Annotated in this window: 23 protein-coding genes; 17 read left to right on the top strand and 6 right to left on the bottom strand. The window is 61.5% G+C overall.

Annotation, left to right across the window (positions count from 1 at the left end):
* Nucleotides 1-4 precede the first annotated feature (4 nt).
* The 3 genes from L598_RS11390 to L598_RS11400 are packed head-to-tail and all read left to right on the top strand — an operon-like array spanning nt 5 to nt 2,129.
* Nucleotides 5-778 carry a thiazole synthase gene (locus tag L598_RS11390; RefSeq protein ID WP_144862616.1) on the top strand — a complete coding sequence of 258 codons (774 nt, stop codon included), beginning with the start codon at nt 5-7 and terminating at the stop codon, nt 776-778.
* Complete coding sequence (locus tag L598_RS11395; RefSeq protein WP_144862618.1) at nt 775-1,380, top strand: thiamine phosphate synthase; 606 nt, start codon at nt 775-777, stop codon at nt 1,378-1,380. Before L598_RS11390 ends, L598_RS11395 begins: the two co-directional genes overlap by 4 nt.
* Complete coding sequence (locus L598_RS11400; RefSeq protein WP_144862664.1) at nt 1,371-2,129, top strand: hydroxymethylpyrimidine/phosphomethylpyrimidine kinase; 759 nt, start codon at nt 1,371-1,373, stop codon at nt 2,127-2,129. The genes L598_RS11395 and L598_RS11400 overlap by 10 nt, the downstream gene beginning before the upstream one ends.
* On the opposite strand, the gene L598_RS11405 is transcribed toward L598_RS11400, so the two are convergent.
* From L598_RS11405 to L598_RS11425, 5 genes are read right to left on the bottom strand one after another with little or no spacing between them, the layout of a single operon-like run.
* Nucleotides 2,118-2,681: a DUF447 domain-containing protein gene (locus tag L598_RS11405; RefSeq protein WP_144862620.1), complete on the bottom strand. Its 564-nt coding sequence runs from the start codon at nt 2,679-2,681 to the stop codon at nt 2,118-2,120. The genes L598_RS11400 and L598_RS11405 overlap by 12 nt on opposite strands.
* Nucleotides 2,681-4,078, bottom strand: a complete 1,398-nt coding sequence (locus L598_RS11410) for a DUF6513 domain-containing protein (protein WP_144862622.1) — start codon at nt 4,076-4,078, stop codon at nt 2,681-2,683. Before L598_RS11410 ends, L598_RS11405 begins: the two co-directional genes overlap by 1 nt.
* On the bottom strand, nt 4,071-4,622 hold the full coding sequence (locus tag L598_RS11415; RefSeq protein ID WP_144862624.1) for a flavoprotein: 552 nt from the start codon (nt 4,620-4,622) through the stop codon (nt 4,071-4,073). The genes L598_RS11410 and L598_RS11415 overlap by 8 nt, the downstream gene beginning before the upstream one ends.
* Before the next feature lie 3 nt (nt 4,623-4,625).
* Entirely contained in the window at nt 4,626-5,249 is a 624-nt protein-coding gene (locus L598_RS11420) for a dihydroneopterin aldolase (RefSeq protein ID WP_144862626.1), read from the bottom strand.
* Nucleotides 5,246-6,442 carry a (5-formylfuran-3-yl)methyl phosphate synthase gene (locus L598_RS11425; protein WP_144862628.1) on the bottom strand — a complete coding sequence of 399 codons (1,197 nt, stop codon included), beginning with the start codon at nt 6,440-6,442 and terminating at the stop codon, nt 5,246-5,248. Before L598_RS11425 ends, L598_RS11420 begins: the two co-directional genes overlap by 4 nt.
* Nucleotides 6,443-6,647: 205 nt before the next feature.
* Here L598_RS11425 and L598_RS11430 point away from each other — a divergent pair, with 205 nt between their 5' ends.
* Genes L598_RS11430 through L598_RS11455 form a run of 6 tightly spaced genes read left to right on the top strand, consistent with a single transcriptional unit; the run spans nt 6,648 to nt 11,758 of the window.
* Complete coding sequence (locus tag L598_RS11430; RefSeq protein ID WP_246658721.1) at nt 6,648-7,883, top strand: ABC transporter substrate-binding protein; 1,236 nt, start codon at nt 6,648-6,650, stop codon at nt 7,881-7,883.
* A 23-nt stretch (nt 7,884-7,906) separates the two neighbouring features.
* A complete protein-coding gene (locus tag L598_RS11435) occupies nt 7,907-8,887 on the top strand; it encodes a YVTN family beta-propeller repeat protein (RefSeq protein WP_186445011.1) in 981 nt (326 codons plus the stop codon).
* A 55-nt stretch (nt 8,888-8,942) separates the two neighbouring features.
* Nucleotides 8,943-9,404, top strand: coding sequence for a hypothetical protein (locus tag L598_RS11440; RefSeq protein ID WP_144862632.1), 462 nt, complete (start codon nt 8,943-8,945; stop codon nt 9,402-9,404).
* 52 nt (nt 9,405-9,456) lie between these two features.
* A complete protein-coding gene (locus L598_RS11445; RefSeq protein ID WP_144862634.1) occupies nt 9,457-10,242 on the top strand; it encodes an ABC transporter ATP-binding protein in 786 nt (261 codons plus the stop codon).
* Nucleotides 10,243-10,244: 2 nt separating this feature from the next.
* The gene (locus L598_RS11450) at nt 10,245-11,117 is read left to right on the top strand and encodes an ABC transporter permease (RefSeq protein WP_144862666.1); all 873 of its coding nucleotides are present in this window, start codon (nt 10,245-10,247) and stop codon (nt 11,115-11,117) included.
* Nucleotides 11,117-11,758, top strand: coding sequence for an HET-C-related protein (locus L598_RS11455; protein WP_144862653.1), 642 nt, complete (start codon nt 11,117-11,119; stop codon nt 11,756-11,758). Before L598_RS11450 ends, L598_RS11455 begins: the two co-directional genes overlap by 1 nt.
* A 3-nt stretch (nt 11,759-11,761) precedes the next feature.
* Here the strand turns inward: L598_RS11455 and L598_RS11460 are convergent, their stop codons facing one another.
* Nucleotides 11,762-12,709, bottom strand: coding sequence for a LysR family transcriptional regulator (locus L598_RS11460; protein ID WP_144862654.1), 948 nt, complete (start codon nt 12,707-12,709; stop codon nt 11,762-11,764).
* A 109-nt stretch (nt 12,710-12,818) separates the two neighbouring features.
* On the opposite strand from L598_RS11460, the gene L598_RS11465 reads away from it, so the two are divergent.
* From L598_RS11465 to rpe, 8 genes are all read left to right on the top strand, one after another.
* Nucleotides 12,819-13,874 (top strand): class 1 fructose-bisphosphatase, encoded by a 1,056-nt coding sequence (locus tag L598_RS11465; RefSeq protein ID WP_144862655.1) that lies wholly within the window; start codon nt 12,819-12,821, stop codon nt 13,872-13,874.
* Between the two features lie 10 nt (nt 13,875-13,884).
* On the top strand, nt 13,885-14,757 hold the full coding sequence (locus L598_RS11470) for a phosphoribulokinase (protein WP_144862656.1): 873 nt from the start codon (nt 13,885-13,887) through the stop codon (nt 14,755-14,757).
* Between the two features lie 10 nt (nt 14,758-14,767).
* Nucleotides 14,768-16,777 carry a transketolase gene (tkt, locus tag L598_RS11475; protein ID WP_144862657.1) on the top strand — a complete coding sequence of 670 codons (2,010 nt, stop codon included), beginning with the start codon at nt 14,768-14,770 and terminating at the stop codon, nt 16,775-16,777.
* Nucleotides 16,778-16,789: 12 nt separating this feature from the next.
* Nucleotides 16,790-17,869 carry a class II fructose-bisphosphate aldolase gene (gene fba / locus L598_RS11480; protein WP_144862658.1) on the top strand — a complete coding sequence of 360 codons (1,080 nt, stop codon included), beginning with the start codon at nt 16,790-16,792 and terminating at the stop codon, nt 17,867-17,869.
* A gap of 28 nt (nt 17,870-17,897) precedes the next feature.
* Nucleotides 17,898-19,355 (top strand): form I ribulose bisphosphate carboxylase large subunit, encoded by a 1,458-nt coding sequence (locus tag L598_RS11485; protein ID WP_144862659.1) that lies wholly within the window; start codon nt 17,898-17,900, stop codon nt 19,353-19,355.
* 118 nt (nt 19,356-19,473) lie between these two features.
* On the top strand, nt 19,474-19,893 hold the full coding sequence (locus tag L598_RS11490) for a ribulose bisphosphate carboxylase small subunit (protein WP_144862660.1): 420 nt from the start codon (nt 19,474-19,476) through the stop codon (nt 19,891-19,893).
* A gap of 191 nt (nt 19,894-20,084) precedes the next feature.
* On the top strand, nt 20,085-21,014 hold the full coding sequence (gene cbbX / locus L598_RS11495; protein ID WP_144862661.1) for a CbbX protein: 930 nt from the start codon (nt 20,085-20,087) through the stop codon (nt 21,012-21,014).
* A partial coding sequence (gene rpe / locus L598_RS11500) for a ribulose-phosphate 3-epimerase (protein WP_144862662.1) occupies nt 21,011-21,636 on the top strand: 626 nt, incomplete at its 3' end. The genes cbbX and rpe, both read left to right, overlap by 4 nt.

The following is a 21,636-nucleotide window of genomic DNA, read 5'->3' on the forward strand; positions in this document are numbered from 1 at the left end:
AGGGATGCTCACGCTATATGGAAAGCAGCTTCCCTCGCATCTCCTTCTCGGCACCGCGCAATATCCGTCGCCGGCCATACTCGCCGATGCCGTAAAGGCCTCCGGTACGGCGGTCGTGACGGTTTCGCTGCGCCGCGAGACGGCAGGCGGCAAGGACGGCGGCCGGTTCTGGTCGCTTGTCCGGTCGCTCGGCGTCGCCGTATTGCCCAATACCGCCGGCTGCCATTCGGCAAAGGAAGCCGTCACCACCGCCACAATGGCGCGCGAGGTGTTCGGCACCAACTGGATCAAGCTGGAAGTGATCGGCAACCACGATACGCTGCAACCAGACGTGTTCGAACTGGTGGAGGCTGCCCGGACGCTCATCCGCGATGGCTTCGCCGTCTTCCCCTACACGACCGACGACCTTGTTGTGAACGAGAAGCTGCTGGAGGCTGGTTGCGAGGTGCTTATGCCGTGGTGCGCCCCGATTGGCTCCGCCAAGGGACCGCTCAATCCCGACGCGCTGCGCTCCATGCGGGGTTATTTCCCCGATGTGCCGCTCATTGTCGATGCCGGACTTGGCCGTCCTTCCCACGCCGCAGCCGTGATGGAACTCGGCTTCGACGCGGTATTGCTCAACACGGCCGTGGCAAGGGCTGGGGATCCGGTGGCCATGGCAGCCGCCTTCGCCAAGGCGGTAGAGGCAGGCCGTTCAGCCTATCATGCCGGCATACTTGAGCCGCGCGATATGGCGGTGCCTTCCACGCCGGTGATCGGGAAGGCGGTGTTCTCGTGAAGCTCGATCCGTTCTACCTCATCGTCGACAGTGCGGCTTGGATTGAGCGGCTTGTGCCGCTCGGCGTCAAGCTGGTCCAGCTGCGCATCAAGGATATGGTAGCGGCATCTCTGCTTGCCGAAATCCGCACGGCGAAATCCGTTTGCGAACACCACGGTTGCCAACTCATCATCAACGACCACTGGCAGCTGGCCATAGAAGCCGGTTGCGACTTCGTTCATCTGGGTCAGGAAGATCTGGCCGCCGCCGATCTTGGCACGATCCGTCGTGCCGGACTGAAGCTCGGACTCAGCACTCACGACCATACCGAGTTGGGAACCGCGCTGGCGGCCACGCCCGACTATATTGCGCTTGGCCCGATCTATCCCACCATCCTCAAGGAGATGAAGTGGGCGCCGCAGGGCCTGGAGCGTATCGGCGAATGGAAACGACACGTCGCTCCTTTGCCGCTGGTTGCCATTGGCGGGCTCAATCCCGACAGGCTCGACGGCGTTTTCGCGGCCGGTGCCGACAGTGCAGCCGTAGTGACCGACATCACCCTCAATCCTGACCCGGAAGGCCGCACCCGCGAATGGATAGAGCGTACCGCTCAATGGCGATGAACGGCAAGGCGCATGTTCTTGTGGTAGCGGGTACCGATTCTTCTGGCGGCGCCGGGATCACCCGCGATGTCGAGACCGTCGCCGCCTTTGGAGTGCATGCCTGCGTAGCAGTGACTGCGGTGACGGTGCAGACGCACGATGCCGTCCTATATGTCGAACCAATTCGGCCTGAACTGATCGTCTCTCAGATGCGCGCCGCTCTTGCCGCCAATCCCGTTGGCGCCGTCAAGATAGGCATGCTGGGCAGCGCCGGGGCAATCATCGCTGTCGCCGAAGTCCTGCGCGACCATCCTCGCCTGCAAACGATTCTCGACCCGGTTCTGGCGGCTTCTTCCGGCGGATCCTTGCTTGCCGGCGACACCATTTCGGTCCTCAAGCGTGAACTGATGCCGCTTTGCGCGCTCATCACTCCCAATCTGAATGAGCTGGCTGTCCTAACTGGCGAGGCGCTTGCACAAGATGAAATGGCGGCTTGCCAACAAGGAACCATGCTCCTTGATGCCGGCTGCCCTGCCCTTCTGGTGAAGGGCGGCCATGCCTCCGGCCCGCAATCGTCCGATATTCTGCTGCGCAAAGACCAGTCGCCCCTTCATTTGCACGCGGCTCGCCTGCCAGGAAACATGCGCGGCACGGGCTGCATGCTGGCAAGCGGCATTGCAGCCAGCCTGGCGCGAGGCGAGACACTCGAAACAAGCGTCCGTATAGCAAAGCAATATGTGTTCGACCGCCTTGCGAGCCTAGCTTCCTGAAAAATGGCTCTGGACGCGCTCCATCAGCCAGCCCCATGCTTCACGCTCTTCAGGGCCAGCCGTCTTTTCGACAGCGATCGAAAGATAAGCAATCTCCGACTCGATCTTCTCGCGCGGGAGCATGCCGAGCCGGCTTACCAGGATGGCAAGCTCCAGCACCGCCGCCTTGGCCCGGTTGAAACCGGTAAAAGGGGCATGCGTCTCTTCGGCTGCGACGCGGCAGAAGAAGCGGGGACGCGTTTCATCCTCCTTCATCTCAACCACTTCGAGCACGGAATGTGCGAGCGCGGCGGAAAGGCGGGGGACGGGGCAATCTTCTATCGCGGAGAGCGGCCATTCCTTCCGGCCTGTGAGGCAGCCCGCGAATATGCGCACATCATCCGTATAGCTGATGACGGCGACCGGTCGCTGGAGCAGATTGTCCAGTGTGGCCGAGGGCCGGAAAGGTGCGATGACCCAGCCGTCGCGCTCAGCAATGATCCCGAGCGGAGCGATATGCACCTTACCGGACCGATTGACGGTGGTGACGATCGACTCGCGGATATAGGGCATCACTTATCCTTCTGCTTCGCCCGCAAGGTATGTCCCGCTTCGGCCAGACGGGCGCGGTCGACTTCCGGTTCTGGCGCGGCCACGCCCCAGGAAAGCGGCTCGTCCTGTGCATAGCGCTTGCCGAGCCGCCAGGCGATCTCCGCCTTCATCAGTTCGGCCCCGAGATAGAAGGCATGGGCTCCGTCCGCCTCGACACCGAGCTTCGGAAACAGTTCGAAAGCGTCCTGCGCCACGAAATGGCCCTTGCTGTTGAAGACATGGATGCCATCGGGTGCGGTCATGATGCGGAAATTGGCGTCACGGACCTCCCCGGCAAGATACTCGATCTCCTCTACGGAGGCGGGGAAAGGTCGGCGGTCGTGCACCTGCAGGAGGCCGGGATGGTAGTTGCGCGGCAGGGACCCATCGGTCCGCGCGGCGAACATGATGCGGCGGGCAAGATCGTGCTCTTCCACCGTTCTGTTCGTATGCGGGCTGACATTGACCACGAGCACGTTCTGGACCGAGAGCTCCGAGCAGAAGCCTAGAAGCGCCGCCGTGAGGCCGGCGCTGTCAGCATCGGTCAGTTCGGTCAGGTTGCCCGTGCCCATCAACAGCTCCGCATCCGGCCAGCGCCGTCGCGTTTCCGCGAAACGTTGCAACGAGGCGGCGAAGCCGAAATGTATCGGATCGAGAACCGGATCGGCGATGAAACGTAAGCCCTTCTTCTCGGCTGCTTCCATGGCGCGGTCGAGCGAAGCAAGATCACCGGGGATAGATGGAATGAGGATCGGAACGGTCGCGTAATCGTGGACAAGATCAAGCGTGTGCTCGGTCAGGCTGAGGAGATAGTCTGCGCCCGCTTTCGCCCCCTCCCGCAACTCCTCGATATCGGCCGAATCGACGCTTACGGCGAAGCCAAGCGCTTTCAGCGCCTGCACTGCCTCGCCCAGATGCGGAAATGGCGTGTCGGGAAGGCAGCCGAGATCGATGACATCGGCTCCAGCAACCGAAAGGGCCTTCGCCCTCGATACCAGCGCCTCCATGCTCAGTTCCGATGCGTCCACGATCTCGGCGAATATGCGCAGATCGTGCCGTGAGAGGTCCGGCGGTTTGCCTTCCCGGCCGAGGAAAGCCGGCAGGTCAGCGACCTCATCCGGGCCGCGCAGGAAAGGCACGCCAAAATGCGCGCCGAGCCTTTCCGGCTCCCCACGGAAGCGGCCGGGAACGATCACCTGGGAGGTTCCCTCCGGCAATTTCACTCTGCGCTTGATGATTTCCTCGGTCATCAGCGCGGCGATCTTGACGCCGGTATCGATAATTTCCCAATCGAACTCCGTCTCGCCCAGACCGGCCAGGACCTTTTCGAGCCTCGGCCGGGCGAGGCGGCCCGTGAGAAATATGAACCTGTCAGCCATCTTGCTCCAGTTCAGCCCTGCGGCGCCTGATCGCGACCTTCAGATCTTCCAGCGATTCCACGACGGTGGTGTATTCGAAGCCCTTCAGCCGGTCCGTATTCTCCAGGTCTATTCGCCGTGGAAAGACCTTCACGAGGCCATGCGGCGCGCGCGTCAGGAGTTCTGGTGCGGTGTCGCAGGCGAAGACTATGGAGGGAATGCGGCACTTCCCGGCCTGGGCGAAGACGTTGGTGGCCAGAGTGTCGGATATGCCCCACACGCATTTCGCCACCGTGTTGGAGCTCGCCGGGGCCACGACCACCGTATGGTAGACGCCGTGATAGAATTCGCCTACCGGCACAGCGCTTGCCGTCTTGTCATGCAGGATGCGCATGGTCTTGGGAAAATCCAGCTTGAGCTTGTACATGCGCAGCACCTCGTCCGCCGCCTTGGAGACGAAGATATCGCAATGTTCCAGTTCCCGGATGAATTCAAAGCTTTCGGTGAAGAAATGCCCCGACCCCGTCAAGACCCAGGCCCAGCGGGGCGTTTGCAGCTTGGCCATTCGTTATCCTGATTGTTCCGCAAATGCGTGGATCCCTATCCTCACGCCTGGAAGGGTGTGTCCGTGCGTTTCCGGCACATCCTTGGGTCCGGCGACATAAAGATTAATGTCCCCGGGCAGCATGGAAGCCAACATCGGGTCGACAATCCCCCGTTCCGCCAGATCCGGAAAACAGTCGTCGTGCGAGAAGTCATGCGTCTGCTTGACAAGCAGCAGCGCATCGGCGCCAAGCTGACCGGCAAGCCACGCCGCCAGCGAATCCGATGTGACATCCCATGAAGCAGGAATGTCCGGCCTGCCGATGACCATCGAGGAAGGCAACCATACGGGAATCTGGCCGCAGTCCAGGGCCCGCGAAATCTCTTTGGCCGTGCGGGCCGGAGAAAAGCGTGTGCACATATCCAGAAGAACGTAACCGAACTGTTCCATCGCCAGAACGGCCATGTCGTGAGCAGCCCGATCGGAAAAGCCGAGTTGCTTCTGGGCGCAGCGAACCTGATCGGCGAAAGGACCTCCACCCGGGACGATGACCAGCGGCTGGTCCGATGCCGCCAGGGCGTCCACCCATTGTGCGAGCTCCGGTTGGAAGATGCTGCTGCCGCCAAGCTTGACGACGGCGAGCGTCATGTCAAAAGGCCCTTTCTGCGCCGCTCCGCGATTTCTTCCTCGCTTGAATTACCGGCCGCACCCGACTTTTTCGACACCGGCTGTTCCTTGGCGCGCATACGCTCGATCTCGACGCCGACGCTGCCGGCACCGAGTTCCAGCTTCTCCACGCGGACGGAAACCCGCACAACACGCGGATCCTCAAGTACATGGCTTGCCACCTGTTCCGCCAGGGTCTCGCTCAGTTCCACGTGGCCACGGGAAACGATCGCTCGGATACCATCGATGATGATGTCATAGGAAACGACATGGCGCATATCCTGCGGATTGCTGGTGAGCCGCCGGACTTCCGCCGTCACGTCGAAGCGCACATTCTGCTTGCGCCCATGCTCGAAACTGTAGGCGCCAATCTCGACCGGCAGGACAAAGTCGCGGACGAATATCTTGTCCGTTCCCAGGCCCGGATCTTCCACTTCCGGCGAATAGCCACGCGCCGCAAGCAGGCGGTAATCCACGGTGGCCGAGGCTTGCGCGACGAGCTCCTCAGGGATGAGCTCGCGAATACGCTTGACAGCTTCCGGATTGATGGAGGCATCACGCCGGGAATCGGCGCACAAGGCGCCGCGAAAGCCGAGGAAATCCGGCTGCAGCGGCAACAGGCGGGGTATGTCGGGAGCTTCCAGCGAACCGCTCAGGCCAACCATCAGGTCGAGCGATCGCGCCCGGTCCAGGAAGGCCGGGATATGTTCGGGCGGGATATGGTCGAGCAGCCGTCCCCTACCCTTCCCGGCCGTGTCCAACATGACGCCATGAAAGCCATTCTGCGCCAGGACCGGCAGGATATCGAAATCCGGATAAAGGTCGGCAAACAGCACAGCAACGATCTTTACCTGCGTTGCGAGTGGAGCCAGAGCTTCCACACAAGCCCTCGCCTTGTCGTAGGAAGGAATACCCACCTTCAGGTAATCGACGCCCGTAGCCGCCATCGCTTCCGCTGCGGCGCGAAATCGCTCCGGTTCCATGGGAAGATTGCCGCATACGGCGCTGATCGGCCGGCGGCCAGCAATGTCGGCAACAGTCTGGCGAACGGTTTCAACCGCCACTGCGCCGAGCGCGCCGTCACGCGGGTTTTTCAGGTCGATGATATCGGCGCCGCCAGCCAGCGCGATCCGCGCTTCATCCACACCTTTGACGCTGGCCAAGAACTGAGTCATCACGATCCTGCAACAAAACGAACAGCCGAGAAAAATGAAGATGATCTGTCAAGCATGCAACCCAAGCCACTGCAAAGCCTTAACTTTCTCGGGGTTGCGAAAGTTCCAAAAGCCGCTAACCTGACCATTGGGCACCTGATTTATCATCTATCCATCGCACTGCCATGTCGTAGTGCGGAGAAGGTTGGTTGCGTTGATGAAGAGCATGGTGCCAAACACTCTTGGCGTTGTTCTGTACCTTTTTCTTTTAAGCGTCAACGCTTCCCTTGCCCTTGCGCAGGAGGCAAGCCAGTCGGCCCCTCCGGCACCGAGCGGCGTGACTCCCCTTGAGATCCGGGTTGGTTATATGCGGGCTTATGCGCCTGGGCTTGCATTGTCGGTTCTTGACGTTCCGCCGCGCGATGAGGGTGTTGCGGGTGCGGAGGTTGCGATCGCCGACAACAACACGACGGGCGCGTTTCTGGGCCAGGAATTCACGCTTGATGTGACCGAGGTCGAGCCTGGCTCGGACGTGACCGGGGCCTTCCGGGAGATGATGGCGAAGGGGGTGCGCTATATCCTGGCCGACCTTTCGGCCGAGCAGCTTCTGTCGATTGCCGATCTTGCCGGCCAGGAGGGTGTCATCATCTTCAATGTCGGCGCGCATGACGATGTCCTGCGCGAGGAGGAGTGCCGGGCGAACGTGTTCCACACCGCGCCGACGCGCACCATGCTTGCGGACGGGCTGGCGCAGTATCTGATCTGGAAGCAGTGGCGGCGCTGGGTGCTGCTTTATGGGTCGCATGAGCCGGACCGGCTCTTTGCGGATGCGCTGCGGCGGGCGGCGGACCGCTTCGGCGGGCAGATCGTGGCGGAGAAGCTGTTCGAGGACAGGGGCACGGCGCGGCGCAGCGACACGGGCGTCGTGCAGATCCAGCGGCAGATGCCGGTCTTCACGCAGGACCTTCCCGAGCACGACGTGATGCTGGTGGCCGACGAGAGCGAGGTCTTCGGGACCTACCTGCCCTACCGCACCTGGGTTCCGCGTCCGGTAGCCGGCACGGCGGGGCTCGTTGCCTCCGCCTGGCATCCGGCCAGCGAGCAGTGGGGCGGCACGCAGATCCAGAACCGGTTCGTGGATGCGATCGGCCGCCGCATGCTGTCGAAGGACATGTCGGCCTGGACGGCGGCGCGGGTGATCGGGGAAGCGGTGACGCGGACGCAGAGCGGCGATCCGGCGAAGGTGGCCGAGTTCGTGCGCTCCGACGATTTCCAGGTCGCCGCGTTCCGCGGCCAGCGGCTGACCTTCCGCAAGTGGAACCAGCAATTGCGCCAGCCGGTCTTCCTCGGCGACGGCCGCTCCGTCGTCTCGACATCGCCGCAGGAAGGCTTCCTGCACCAGGTATCGGAGCTGGACACGCTGGGGATCGACGAGCCCGAGACCAGTTGCGATCTGAACTGACCATTGCAGTGGGAGGAGAGTGAATGCGAAATCACCTATACGTGCTTGCCGGCGCGATCGTCGCGGGGGCGGCGATGTCGTCTCCGGCCTCCGCATATATGGCCTATGTGTCGAATGAGCGGGGCAACACGGTCACCGTCATCGACACCGAGACCATGGAGGTGGTCGACACCATCGATACGGGCCAGCGGCCGCGCGGGATAACCATTTCCCATGACGGCAAGTTCATCTATCTGTGCGCCTCCGACGACGACACCGTCGAGATCATCGACACCTCCAGCCATTCGATCGTCGGCACGCTGCCTTCGGGGCCGGACCCGGAACTCTTCGTGCTCTCTCCCGACGGCAAGATGCTCTATGTCGCCAATGAGGACGACAATCTGGTCACGGCGATCGATGTGGAAAGCAAGAGGGTTGTGACGGAGATCCCCGTCGGCGTCGAGCCGGAAGGCATGGGCATCAGTCCGGACGGCAAGACGCTGGTCAACACCTCCGAGACGACCAACATGGCCCATTTCATCGATACCGAAACCCATCAGATCACGCATAACGTGCTGGTGGATTCGCGCCCGCGCTTCGCCGAGTTCAAGCCGGACGGATCGGAGGTCTGGGTCAGCGCCGAGATCGGTGGCACCGTGTCGGTAATCGACAATGCCTCGCGCGAGATCAAGCACAAGATCACATTCGAGATACCCGGCCTGCGTCCCGAATCGATCCAGCCGGTGGGCGTGCGCATCAGCGCCGACGGCAGGAAGGCCTATGTGGCGCTCGGCCCCGCCAACCGCGTCGCCGTGGTCAATGCCGAGACCTACGAGGTCGAGAAATATGTCCTGGTCGGCCAGCGCGTCTGGCAGCTCGCCTTCACGCCGGACCAGAAGATGATCGTCAGCACCAACGGCATCTCCAACGACGTCACCTTCATCGACGTGGCAACCGACGAGGCCGTGCAGTCGGTGACCGTGGGCGAGCAGCCCTGGGGCGTCGTCGTGTCCCCGAATGAATGAGCAGAACTGACCAAGCAGGATTACCCAAGCAGGATTGACAAGTGGAGGATACCCGATGCGAAAATTTCTCATGGCTCTCATGGCCGCTACTCTGGCGGCCATGCTGCAATCCCAGGCCGTCATGGCCCAGGATGACGATGACGATGATGACGACGGCGGCCAGGTGACATTGGCAAGCAAGGACCTGCCGGAACTGATCCTCGGCTCCGCCGAAGACGACTTCGCGGTCAACCAGACCAGTTTCGAGCTGGAGGCGGGCCAGGCCTATCGCTGGAAGATCACATCCCAGGGCAATCTCGAATACAAGTTCTTCACCGACCTGTTCCGAAATGTCTGGATGAACCAGATCGTGATCAACGACCTCGAAGTGCACATGAACGGCGCACCAGCATGGCTCGAATTCGACGCACACGGAACAATCCAGGTCCAGTTCGTCGCAGCCAGACCAGGATTCCATACATGGTCCGTCCGCGATCTCGAAAAAAATGGAATGCAAGGAACCATAATCGTAAAGTAATGGTCCGATAGCTCGGCGGAGCTTTGGCGGCCGCCCAGCGGGAGGAAAGAAAGTGCGGCATGTTCAGGCCGGTAAAGGGACTACCGCCGTGGCGGCGCTGGAGGTTGATGCCGTCAGCCATTCCTATGGCCAAAAGCAGGCGCTGAAGGATGTGACCTTCTCCATCCCGCCCGGGCGTTTCACGGTGCTTCTCGGGCTGAACGGGGCCGGCAAAACCACGCTCTTTTCGCTCATCAGCCGCCTCTATGCGACGCAGCGCGGATCGATCCGTATCTTCGGACACGACATAGGCCGCAATTCGCGTGAGGCACTGCGCCGTCTTGGCATCGTCTTTCAGGCGCGCACATTGGACCTGGATCTCAGCGTACGCCAGAACCTTTCCTATCATGCTTCGCTGCACGGGATCGGAACAGCGGCAGCCCGCCGGCGGATAGAATCCGTCCTCGATACGGTGGAAATGGGCAGCCGCCTGCGGGACAAGGTGCGCAGCCTTTCCGGCGGCCAGATGAGGCGGGTGGAGATCGCCCGCGCCCTCCTGCATCAGCCGCAGCTGATGCTCCTGGACGAGGCAACGGTCGGACTCGACATACAGTCCCGCGCCAGCATTCTCGCCTTCATCCGCAGGCTCGTGGCGGCTGAAGGCATAAGCGTCCTTTGGGCGACACATCTGATTGACGAGGTGGAAGCCGATGATACGGTCGTCATGCTGCGGGAGGGACAGGTTACGGCAGACGGCCGCGTACCCGAAATTCTCCAGGCGACCGGCACATCGGACATCAAGGGAGCCTTCTCGAAACTTTGCCGACCCGCTGGCGAAACACAGGAGGTCGCGGCGTGACCATGCAGACGGCATCATCTCGAACGGGAGAAAGCGCCGTTTCCCTGCATTCGCGCCCGTTCGGGCTATTCGACTATCTTGTGTGCCTGCGGGGAATCCTCGTCCGCGAAGGTTTGCGCTTCCTGCACCAACGCGAACGTTTCATCGCCTCATTGGTACGGCCGCTCGTGTGGCTGTTCATCTTCGCGGCCGGCTTCCGACAGGTGCTGGGCGTGTCGATCGTACCGCCCTACAAGACCTATGTGCTCTACGAGGTCTACATCACGCCGGGGCTTGCCGGCATGATCCTGCTCTTCAGCGGCATGCAATCATCTCTGTCCATGGTCTATGACCGGGAGATGGGGAACATGCGCACCCTGCTCGTGAGCCCCTTTCCCCGCTGGTTCCTTCTGGTCTCGAAGCTTCTTGCAGGCGTCGTCGTTTCACTGGCCCAGGTCTACGTGTTTCTGGCGATCGCCTGGTTCTGGGACGTCAAGGCGCCCGTATTCGGCTATTTCACCGTGCTGCCGGCGCTTTTCCTGTCCGGCCTGATGCTGGGATCGCTCGGAATGCTTCTTTCGTCGCTGATCAAGCAACTGGAGAACTTCTCGGGCATCATGAACTTCGTTATCTTTCCAATGTATTTCGCCTCCTCCGCACTCTATCCTCTATGGCGTGTCCAGGAGGCGAGTCCCCTGCTCTACAAGATCTGCCTTGCGAACCCCTTCACTTATGCGGTTGAGCTGATCCGCTTTGCCTTCTACGGTCAGATGGAGTGGACCTCGCTCGGCGTCGTGGCGGGCTTTACCGCGCTCTTTCTGATCGGCGCCATCATCGCCTACGATCCGTCGCGCGGTCTCATGAATCGGAAACAGGATACGGGAGGAAATGCCTGATGCGCTGGAGTCTCTTTTTGCGATCTCTGGCTTGCGCCGTCCTCTTGGCGGGCATTGCCGCACCATTGCAGGCCGCCGAAGACCCGGAACAGCTCTGGCCATGCATACAGCGCCGCGTACCGGAGCTTTCGCTGCCGCAGATATGGAATGGACCGGAACTGCCTCCATCCAGCACAAAATGGGCGGAGAATCCGGATATTTCCGCCCTCGTGACGGAAGTTGCTGCCCGCCGCATTCCCCTTGACGAGGCCAAGCAGAAGATACGAGACCATGCCGCACAGCTCTCCGGCGAGGAGCGGGAGGAGCATCTTCTGATGCTTGTTCAGGGGCTCTTCGATCACATGAATGCCGAACGTTCCGACGTGATGGCAGGGATCGAGAGATACACCCGCCAGCAAGCGGCAATGGCAGATGCATTGCGCAAGGAAACAGCAGACGTGGACCAATTGCGGCAGAAACCTGATGCCGACCCCAAGCTGGTCGCGCAACGTACCGAGCAGCTTACCTTCGAAACCCGGATTTTCCAGGAGCGTGCACAGTCGCTCACCTATGTCTGTGAGGTCCCGACACTGATCGAGCAGCGGCTTTATCAGCTTACCAGCACGATCGCCAATCTGCTCGCCCCCGACTCTGGCGGCTGAGACTCAGGAGGTTGAAACACTCTCCTCGGGATAAAGCTTGCCCAGGAGCGGCAGATAGGCGGCGCCCTTTCGCATGAGGAAATCATGAAACGCCGTCATCGCCGGAGACACGGTCCGGTCCGCCCGTCTGACCGCGAACCATTGCCGGCGGATCGGCAGACCGACCACATCGAGCACGACCAGCCTCCCACTTGAAACCTCCGCCTCGATCGTATGCGCGGAGATGAAGGCGATGCCGAGACCGGCCATGACAGCCTGCTTGATTGTTTCGTTCGATCCCATTTCAAGGCCAAGGTCATCAACCCTGCCCGGAAGGTCGCTGAAGAATATCTCCAGTGAAATCCGCGTGCCCGATCCGCTCTCCCTGATCAGAAAATGCTCCCGTGCGATCCTCTCCTTGGGAATGGAGAGTTCCGTCGCCAGCGGATGGTCGGGTGATGCGATGACGACCAGCGGGTGATCGCCGAATGACGTGGCATGCACTGGCACGTCCTTCGGCGGACGTCCCATCAGAGCCATATCGACGTCATGAGCTTTGAGGCGATCGATCGTTTCGGCGCGATTGCCTACATGAAGCAGCATCTCGATATCGGGGTAGTCCTTCATGAAAGCCGCCATCAGGCGTGGTGCGAAATATTTTGCAGTCGAAACCACACCAAGCCTGAGACTTCCGGCCCGCACGCCCTTGATCGCATCGATCTCGTCGGAAAGCTGCCGCAGCCTTTCCTCGATTGCCTGGGCGGCGTCCAGCACGACAAGCCCTGCGGCAGTGGGACGCATGCCGTCGCTGGTGCGATCAAACAGTGCCAGCCCGATTTCCTCCTCAAGCTGGCGAAGCTGAATGGTAACGGCCGGGGCTGTCAGTCTCAACTCTTTGGAAGCATTAATGATTTTTCCCCGTTCCACAATTGCGCGAACGGTTCTTAGCTGTCTCAAACTGATATTTCTCATAGCCAGAACTAAGCAAAATTTATCGAATACGTAAAGTAATTAAAATGTACTTAGGCAATCTCGCTGCCTACCTTTTTCTGCACGTGGCACGCAGGAAGGAGACACGACAGTGGCAGCTACCCTTGATGCCTTTTTGAACTCCTACGCCTACAGGGCGGACGGCATACGCCCCGCCGTTCGGACGGTCGTGCACCAGCTTACTGCTGCCGCCCTCGAGGTCCGCAGGATTATCAATCAGGGGCCGCTTGAAGCGGAACACAGGGCCAAACGTGGCTCCAACGGCCAAGGCGACGACCAGAAGGGGCTCGACGTTCTTGCCGACCGGATATTCCTTGATGCCTGCCGTGAGGCTCCGGTGGCCGCTTATGCTTCCGAGGAGCAGGAGAATGCGCAGTTTCTCGACGAAACCGCGCCGGTGGCGATCGCCATAGACCCGGTAGATGGTTCGTCCAATATAGACACCAACATATCGATTGGAACGATTTTCTCTCTCCTCCCTGGAGACCTGCCCCTGGCTGGCGTGCCGGGCTCAAATCCGGCCGCCCTTTTTCTCCAGCCGGGCAACAGGCAGATCGCAGCAGGATTCTTCATCTACGGGCCGCAGCTCGCGCTCGTGCTTACCTTCGGCAGCGGCACGCACATCTTCGTCCATTCGGCTCGGCTGGGCACTTTCGTCCAGATGTCAGAGAGCCCCACCATTCCTGCACGGACGCAGGAATTCGCGATCAACATGTCGAATTACCGTCACTGGGACGACGGCGTGCGTCTCTATGTGGACGACTGCCTGAAGGGGAGCGAAGGCCCCCGCGAAAAGGATTTCAACATGCGTTGGAATGCCTCGATGGTGGCCGAATGCTACCGCATCCTCATGCGCGGCGGCATCTACCTTTACCCGGGCGATGACCGCAAGGGCTACCGCAACGGACGGTTGCGTCTCGTCTATGAGGCAAATCCCATCTCCTTTCTGGTCGAACAGGCCGCAGGTGCGGCGACCGATACCGTCAACCGCATTCTCGACCTCGTGCCCGAAAGCCTGCACCAGCGCGTTCCGCTCGTCTTCGGCTCGGCAAAGGAGGTGGCCCGGGTCTCGCGTTATCACACCGAGCCCAGCCTGATCGCCGAGCGCGCGCCGCTGTTCGGCCATCGCAGCCTGTTGCGCGTCTGAGGACCGGGTCATGTCGGCGCGTCACCCGATCATCTCCATAACCGGGTCCTCAGGAGCCGGAACCACATCGGTCAAGCGGATTTTCGAGCAGATTTTCCGGCGTGAAAACATCGAAGCCGCATTTATCGAGGGCGACGCCTTCCACCGCTACGACCGCGAGGCGATGAAAAGGAAGGTCGCGGAAGAGGCCCAAAACGGCAATCCGAATTTCACGCATTTCCACGTGGATGCGAACGAACTCGAGCTCCTGGAGTCCATTTTCGAGGAATATGGCCGCCGCGGCACGGGGCGTACGCGCACCTATGTGCATGACGCCGAAGAGGCAAAAACCTATGGCACCCCGCCTGGCACGTTTACCGAATGGCGCGAATTCCCATCGAGCCAGCTTCTCTTTTATGAAGGACTGCATGGCTGCGTGGTCACCGAGAAGCTCAACCTCGCCCAGCACTGCGATCTCAAGATAGGCGTTGTGCCGGTGATCAATCTCGAATGGATTCAGAAGATCCATCGCGACCGGGAGACGCGCGGTTATTCCGCCGAAGCGGTGATGGACATGATCCTGCGGCGGATGCCGGATTATACCCGCTATATCCTACCGCAGTTCTCGCAAACCAACATCAACTTTCAGCGCGTTCCAATCGTCGATACGTCGAACCCTTTCATCGCGCGCTGGATACCCACACCGGATGAATCGATGCTGGTCATCCGCTTCGCCAATCCGCGGGGCATCGATTTTCCTTACCTCCTGTCGATGATCCACGACTCTTTCATGTCGCGGGCGAATTCGATCGTGGTGCCGGGGAACAAGCTGGATCTCGCGATGCAGCTCATCCTCACCCCCCTCATCCTGCAGCTCATTGAGCGGCAGCGGCGCATGTCTTGAGGAGGAGACAATGACAAGCCAGACAGCGATCAGGATTGCGAAAGCACCGGCTCAGGTTTCCGAGCGCGACATGGCCAATGCCATCCGGGCATTGGCCATGGATAGCGTTCAGAAGGCGAATTCCGGCCATCCGGGAATGCCCATGGGCATGGCCGACGTCGCGACGGTCCTTTTTCGCCGCTTCATCATGCTCGACCCTTCGCGGCCCGACTGGCCCGACCGCGACCGCTTCGTGCTTTCAGCCGGTCATGGCTCAATGCTGCAATATGCGCTGCACTATCTGCTGGGCTATGCGGACATGCCGGTCGAGGAACTGATGCGCTTCCGGCAACTCGGCAGTCACACGGCCGGTCATCCAGAATACGGACATACGCTCGGCGTTGAGACGACTACCGGTCCGCTTGGTCAGGGAATTGCCACTGCAGTCGGAATGGCCCTCGCCGAGCGCATGCTCGCTGCGCGCTTCGGCACCGATCTCGTAGATCATTACACCTATGTGATTGCCGGCGACGGTTGTCTGCAGGAGGGCATCAGCCACGAGGCCATCGATCTTGCCGGGCATTTGCAGCTCAATCGCCTGATCGTGCTGTGGGATGATAACAGGATCTCTATCGACGGCCCGACTGCCCTGTCTACTTCGATGGATCAGCCGGCGCGCTTTGCCGCCGCCGGATGGGCGGTTTGGGAAGTCGATGGCCACGATATGGAAGCCGTAACCATCGCGATCGAGCGCGCCAGGGCGTCCGACCGGCCGTCGCTGATCGCCTGCCGCACCAGTATCGGCAAAGGCGCACCCAATCTCGAAGGATCCGAAAAGACGCATGGCGCACCGCTTGGCGAGGCCGAGATCGCAGCCACGCGGGAGAATATCGGCTGGCCCTATCCACCCTTCGTGGTGCCGCAGGAAATCATTGCAGCGTGGCACGAGGCGGCGGCACGCGGGAAGAAAGCGCGCAAGGCATGGGAAGCGAGACTTTCAGCCTCTCCGCATGCGCGAAGCTTCTCGGATGCGATATCCGGCGCGCTCCCGGATGCCGTTTTTGAGGCGCTGCGGGTGTTCCGGGCCGAGCATGCCGAGAAGGCGACCAAGGTCGCCACGCGCAAGGCATCGGAAATGGTGCTGGCAGCGATCAACGATGCAACGGAGCTTACCGTCGGTGGCTCCGCCGACCTGACCCATTCGAACCTGACCATCACCAGGGGCATGAAGCCGGTGACGCCGGGCGACTATTCGGGCCGCTACGTCCATTACGGCATTCGCGAGCACGGCATGGCAGCGGCGATGAACGGAATTGCCCTTCACGGCGGATTCCTGCCCTATGGCGGCACCTTTCTTTGTTTCACCGATTATGCGCGCGGCGCGATCCGCCTCTCTGCTCTCATGGGCCAGCGCGTGATCTACGTTTTCACGCATGATTCCATCGGCCTCGGCGAGGACGGCCCGACTCATCAGCCCGTCGAGCACCTCGCCATGCTGCGAGCGACGCCAAATCTCAATCTCTTCCGGCCCGCTGACATCATCGAGACCGCCGAGTGCTGGGAACTGGCGCTGAAAAGCCGGAACCGGCCGAGCGTGTTAGCGCTGTCACGGCAAGCCTTGCCCGCGCTGCGCTCCGATGCGGGCGGCGCTCTTCTCAGTGGCCGAGGTGCCTATGTGCTGCATGAGGCGGGCGCCGAGCGGGATGTCACCCTGCTCGCCACGGGTTCGGAAGTAGAGATTGCACTGGCTGCCGCCGAACACCTGCGGTCCCGGCATGGAGTGGAGGCGGCAGTTGTCTCCATGCCTTGCTGGGAACTGTTCGAGGAACAGGATGAGGACTACCGCCGGGTCATTTTAGGGACTGCGCCACGGGTTGCCGTGGAGGCTGCCGCCAGGCTCGGCTGGGACCGGTGGATCGGCGAGAGTGGAGCCTTTGTCGGCATGACCGGCTTCGGCGCCAGCGCACCGGCAGGCGATCTCTACAGGCATTTCAACATCACGCCAGAATCCGTGGCGCAAGCCGCGCTGAAGCTGATCTGAGGAGGATTTCGCATGGCCAGCATCACCCTTCGCCAATTGCTCGACCACGCGGCCGAGCATGGCTACGGCGTCCCCGCCTTCAACATCAACAACATGGAGCAGGGCCTCGCCATCATGGAAGCCGCGAAGGTCTGCGACGCGCCGGTGATCATCCAGGCGTCGCGTGGCGCCCGCAGCTATGCCGGCGACATAATGCTCGCCAAAATGATCGATGCTCTGGTCGAGATGTATCCGACGATCCCGGTGTGCCTCCACCAGGATCACGGGAACGACGAGGCCACATGCATGACCGCCATCCGTCACGGCTTCACTTCGGTGATGATGGACGGTTCGCTCGAGGCCGACGCCAAGACGCCGGCAAGCTACGACTACAATGTCGCGATCACAGAACGCGTGGCGCGCATGGCCCACTGGGTCGGCGCCTCGGTAGAGGGCGAGCTGGGCGTGCTCGGCTCGCTCGAAACAGGCCAGGGCGAGGCCGAGGATGGGCATGGCGCAGAGGGCGCGCTGTCGCATGACCAGCTTCTGACCGATCCCGACCAGGCGGTGGATTTCGTCGTCCGTACCAAGGTAGACGCGCTGGCTATTGCCTGCGGCACCTCGCATGGAGCCTACAAGTTCACGCGAAAGCCTGACGGCGACATCCTCGCAATGCATGTCATCGAGGCGATCCACGCGAAACTCCCGACCACGCATCTGGTCATGCACGGCTCCTCTTCCGTTCCGCAGGAACTGCAGGATGTGATCAACCGCTATGGTGGCGAAATGCCCCAGACCTATGGCGTGCCGGTCGAGGAAATCGAGCGCGGCATCCGCCATGGCGTCCGCAAGGTGAATATCGACACCGATTGCCGCATGGCGATGACCGGTCAGTTTCGCCGTGTCGCGGCGGAGAACCCGCGCGAATTCGATCCGCGCAAATTCCTGAAACCGGCGATGGACGCGCTGCGCGACCTCTGCCGGGACCGCTTCGAGAGGTTCGGCACGGCCGGCCACGCTTCGAAGATCAAGGTCATTCCGATGGATGAGATGGCGAAGCGTTACGCGGCCGGCCAGCTCGATCCACAAATCGCAACTGCCAAGGCCGCCTGAGCGACCGAAAGAAGAAAGGACAAGAGCCATGGCCGAAAAGACGACGGTAACCGGGGCCGAACGCTACAAAGCCGGCGTTATGGAATACAAGAAAATGGGCTATTGGGAGCCCGACTATGAGCCGAAGGACACCGACATCATCGCCCTCTTCCGCATCACGCCGCAGGACGGCGTCGATCCGGTCGAGGCTGCGGCGGCGGTAGCCGGTGAAAGTTCCACCGCGACCTGGACCGTCGTATGGACGGACCGGCTGACGGCGGCTGAAAAATATCGCGGCAAGGCTTACCGGGTTGATCCGGTTCCCAACGCTCCCGGGCAGTATTTCGCCTATATCGCCTATGACCTCGACCTGTTTGAGCCGGGCTCGATCGCCAATCTGACTGCATCGATCATCGGCAATGTCTTCGGCTTCAAGCCGTTGAAGGGGCTACGGCTGGAAGATATGCGGCTGCCCATCGCCTATGTGAAGACGTTCCAGGGTCCGGCGACCGGCATCGTGGTCGAGCGCGAACGCCTCGACAAGTTCGGCCGGCCGCTGCTCGGTGCCACGGTGAAGCCGAAGCTCGGTCTTTCGGGGCGCAATTATGGCCGTGTAGTCTATGAGGCGCTGAAGGGCGGCCTCGACTTCACCAAGGACGACGAGAACATCAATTCTCAGCCCTTCATGCATTGGCGCGACCGCTTCCTCTACTGCATGGAAGCGGTGAACAAGGCGCAAGCCGAGACCGGTGAGATCAAGGGAACCTACCTGAACGTCACCGCCGCCACCATGGAGGACATGTATGAGCGCGCCGAATTCGCCAAGGAGCTGGGCTCGGTCATCGTGATGATCGACCTTGTCATCGGCTACACTGCGATCCAGTCCATGGCCAAGTGGGCGCGCAAGAACGACATGATCCTGCACCTCCACCGCGCCGGCCACTCCACCTACACCCGGCAGAAGAACCACGGCGTTTCCTTCCGCGTCATCACCAAGTGGATGCGGCTCGCCGGCGTCGACCACATCCATGCGGGAACTGTGGTCGGCAAGCTCGAAGGCGATCCCGCAACGACGAAGGGCTATTACGATATCTGCCGCGAGGAGTTCAATCCGATGCGGTTGGAGAACGGCATCTTCTTCGACCAGCATTGGGCTTCGCTCAACAAGCTGATGCCAGTGGCCTCGGGCGGCATCCATGCCGGTCAGATGCACCAGCTTCTCGATCTTCTGGGCGAAGACGTCGTGCTCCAGTTCGGCGGCGGGACGATCGGCCACCCGATGGGGATAGCGGCGGGTGCCACCGCCAACCGCGTGGCGCTTGAAGCGATGATCCTCGCCCGCAACGAAGGCCGGGACTATGTCAGGGAGGGACCGGAGATCCTCGATGCGGCGGCCCGTCATTGCCTGCCGCTGCGCCAGGCGCTCGATACCTGGAAGGACGTCACCTTCAACTACGCCTCGACCGACTCGCCAGATTTCGTGCCGGTCGCGACGGCGGCGGAGTGAACCATGACGACACTTCTGGTTTCGCTTGCACTGACCCTGATCTTGTTTGGCACCGCGGCACCCGCTCGGCCGGGTTTGGCCCGCCGCCGGTCCAGAAACGAACATGGAGAATAAGACCATGCGCATCACACAAGGCGCCTTCTCGTTCCTGCCCGATCTCACCGACGACCAGATCCGGGCACAGGTGCAGTACTGCATCGACAATGGCTGGGCTGTAAGCCTCGAATTCACGGACGACCCCCATCCCCGCAACACCTATTGGGAGATGTGGGGCCATCCCATGTTCGACAATCCGGACGCGGCGGCGCTGCTGATGGAGCTTGCCGAGTGCCGGAAGGTCTATGGCGACCGGTATATCCGGGTAGTGGCTTTCGATGCCAGCCATGGCTGGGAATCGGTGAAGCTCTCCTTCATCGTCAATCGCCCGGCGGAAGAGCCCGGCTTCCGGTTGGAGCGTGAGGAGATGGGCGGGCGAATGATCCGCTACGCAACAAAACCTTATGCGGCGGATCGCCCGGCCGGAGCGAGGTATGCGTAGCTGTAGTTGATCGAAGCCCCTCTCCGGTCCTTCGGACCAACTCTCCCTCTCCTGAAGGGGAGGGAGAAACCCAAACTGAAAGAGCGCCGGCATAGCGGCGACGGTTCCCCCTTCAGGAGGAGTGCCGAGCGCCGCGAGACGGAAAGGGGTATTTGAGTATCTCAGCTAAGAATGGATCGAGAAGAACTACCATGCCCGAAGCCGCCACAGCCGACATCGAAAGCACCCCTATTGCCGTCGACCTGCATGCGGAGTTCGAAAACTCCGGCGTCAAGGACGTGCTCGCCGAGCTTGACCGGGACCTGATCGGCCTTGCCCCCGTCAAGAAGCGGATCAGGGAAACCGCCGCCCTGTTGCTCGTGGAGCGGGCCCGGCGGAGCATGGGTCTGGCGCACGAAACCCCGACGCTGCATATGAGCTTCACCGGCAATCCCGGCACCGGCAAGACGACGGTGGCACTGCGGATGGCCGACCTCCTTCACCGACTTGGCTACATCCGCAAGGGCCATCTCGTCTCAGTGACGCGCGATGATCTCGTCGGCCAATATATTGGCCATACCGCGCCCAAGACGAAGGAAATCCTGAAGAAGGCAATGGGCGGCGTGCTGTTCATCGACGAGGCCTACTATCTCTACCGCCCCGAGAACGAACGGGATTACGGCCAGGAGGCGATCGAAATCCTGCTCCAGGTGATGGAAAACCAGCGCGACGATCTCGTCGTCATCCTTGCCGGCTACAGCGGACGGATGGAGCGCTTCTTCGAGAGCAATCCCGGCTTCCGCTCGCGCATCGCCCACCATATCGACTTCCCCGACTATGAGGACGAGGAACTTCTGCAAATCGCGGTGAAGATGCTCGAGCAGCAGAATTACCGTTTCGACGATGCGGGGCTGGCTGCCATGCGTGACTATATTGCGCGGCGCAGGCAGCAGCCGCATTTCGCCAATGCGCGCTCGATCCGCAACGCGCTCGACCGTGCCCGGCTGAGACAGGCGAACCGCCTCTTCGAGGGCGCTGCCGGTCCGTTGAGCGCCGATGCGCTGTCGACCATCTCCGCAGAGGATATCAGGGCAAGCCGGGTCTTTGCCGCAGCACCCAGCGGCGGGAAGGAGGGCATGTGACAAACAAGACGATCATCGCGCCGTCGATCCTGTCGTCTGACTTCTCGCGCTTGGGCGACGAGGTGGAGGCGGTGGCGACGGCCGGCGCCGACTGGATCCATCTCGATGTCATGGACGGCCATTTCGTCCCCAACATCACCTTCGGCCCGCCGGTCGTGAAAGCGGTCCGCAACCGCACGGACAAGGTCTTCGACTGCCATCTGATGATCGCCCCGGCTGACCCCTATCTTGCCGCCTTTGCCGAAGCCGGCTGCGACATCATCACCGTCCATGCCGAAGCCGGACCGCATCTCGACCGCTCGCTGCAGACGATCAGGAGCCTCGGCAAAAAGGCTGGTGTCTCGCTCAACCCGTCGACGCCGGAAAGCGTCATCGAATATGTGCTCGACCGGCTCGACCTCATCCTGCTGATGACGGTCAATCCGGGCTTCGGGGGCCAGGCCTTCATCCCGGCGGTGGTGGAGAAGATCCGCCGCGTCAAGGCGCTGGTCGGTGAGCGGCCGATCGATATCGAGGTCGATGGCGGCGTCACGCCGGAGACGGCGCCGCAGGTGGTTGCCGCCGGCGCCAATGTGCTGGTCGCCGGCTCCGCCGTCTTCAGGGGCAACGGCCAACACGCATA

It is taken from the genome of Mesorhizobium sp. J18 (assembly GCF_007829525.1).
GTDB lineage: Bacteria > Pseudomonadota > Alphaproteobacteria > Rhizobiales > Rhizobiaceae > VLJP01.

Bases quoted from the DNA above. Each gene is read 5' to 3' on its own strand.
- L598_RS11460 (WP_144862654.1), bottom strand. From the start codon at position 12,709: ATGAGAAATATCAGTTTGAGACAGCTAAGAACCGTTCGCGCAATTGTG.
- L598_RS11490 (WP_144862660.1), top strand. From the start codon at position 19,474: ATGCGCATCACACAAGGCGCCTTCTCGTTCCTGCCCGATCTCACCGAC.
- L598_RS11420 (WP_144862626.1), bottom strand. From the start codon at position 5,249: ATGACGCTCGCCGTCGTCAAGCTTGGCGGCAGCAGCATCTTCCAACCG.
- L598_RS11405 (WP_144862620.1), bottom strand. From the start codon at position 2,681: ATGCCCTATATCCGCGAGTCGATCGTCACCACCGTCAATCGGTCCGGT.
- L598_RS11470 (WP_144862656.1), top strand. From the start codon at position 13,885: ATGTCGGCGCGTCACCCGATCATCTCCATAACCGGGTCCTCAGGAGCC.
- L598_RS11450 (WP_144862666.1), top strand. From the start codon at position 10,245: ATGCAGACGGCATCATCTCGAACGGGAGAAAGCGCCGTTTCCCTGCAT.
- L598_RS11410 (WP_144862622.1), bottom strand. From the start codon at position 4,078: ATGGCTGACAGGTTCATATTTCTCACGGGCCGCCTCGCCCGGCCGAGG.
- L598_RS11440 (WP_144862632.1), top strand. From the start codon at position 8,943: ATGCGAAAATTTCTCATGGCTCTCATGGCCGCTACTCTGGCGGCCATG.
- fba (WP_144862658.1), top strand. From the start codon at position 16,790: ATGGCCAGCATCACCCTTCGCCAATTGCTCGACCACGCGGCCGAGCAT.
- L598_RS11485 (WP_144862659.1), top strand. From the start codon at position 17,898: ATGGCCGAAAAGACGACGGTAACCGGGGCCGAACGCTACAAAGCCGGC.
- L598_RS11425 (WP_144862628.1), bottom strand. From the start codon at position 6,442: ATGACTCAGTTCTTGGCCAGCGTCAAAGGTGTGGATGAAGCGCGGATC.
- cbbX (WP_144862661.1), top strand. From the start codon at position 20,085: ATGCCCGAAGCCGCCACAGCCGACATCGAAAGCACCCCTATTGCCGTC.
- L598_RS11430 (WP_246658721.1), top strand. From the start codon at position 6,648: ATGGTGCCAAACACTCTTGGCGTTGTTCTGTACCTTTTTCTTTTAAGC.
- L598_RS11435 (WP_186445011.1), top strand. From the start codon at position 7,907: ATGCGAAATCACCTATACGTGCTTGCCGGCGCGATCGTCGCGGGGGCG.
- L598_RS11390 (WP_144862616.1), top strand. From the start codon at position 5: ATGCTCACGCTATATGGAAAGCAGCTTCCCTCGCATCTCCTTCTCGGC.
- L598_RS11415 (WP_144862624.1), bottom strand. From the start codon at position 4,622: ATGGCCAAGCTGCAAACGCCCCGCTGGGCCTGGGTCTTGACGGGGTCG.
- L598_RS11400 (WP_144862664.1), top strand. From the start codon at position 1,371: ATGGCGATGAACGGCAAGGCGCATGTTCTTGTGGTAGCGGGTACCGAT.
- L598_RS11455 (WP_144862653.1), top strand. From the start codon at position 11,117: ATGCGCTGGAGTCTCTTTTTGCGATCTCTGGCTTGCGCCGTCCTCTTG.
- tkt (WP_144862657.1), top strand. From the start codon at position 14,768: ATGACAAGCCAGACAGCGATCAGGATTGCGAAAGCACCGGCTCAGGTT.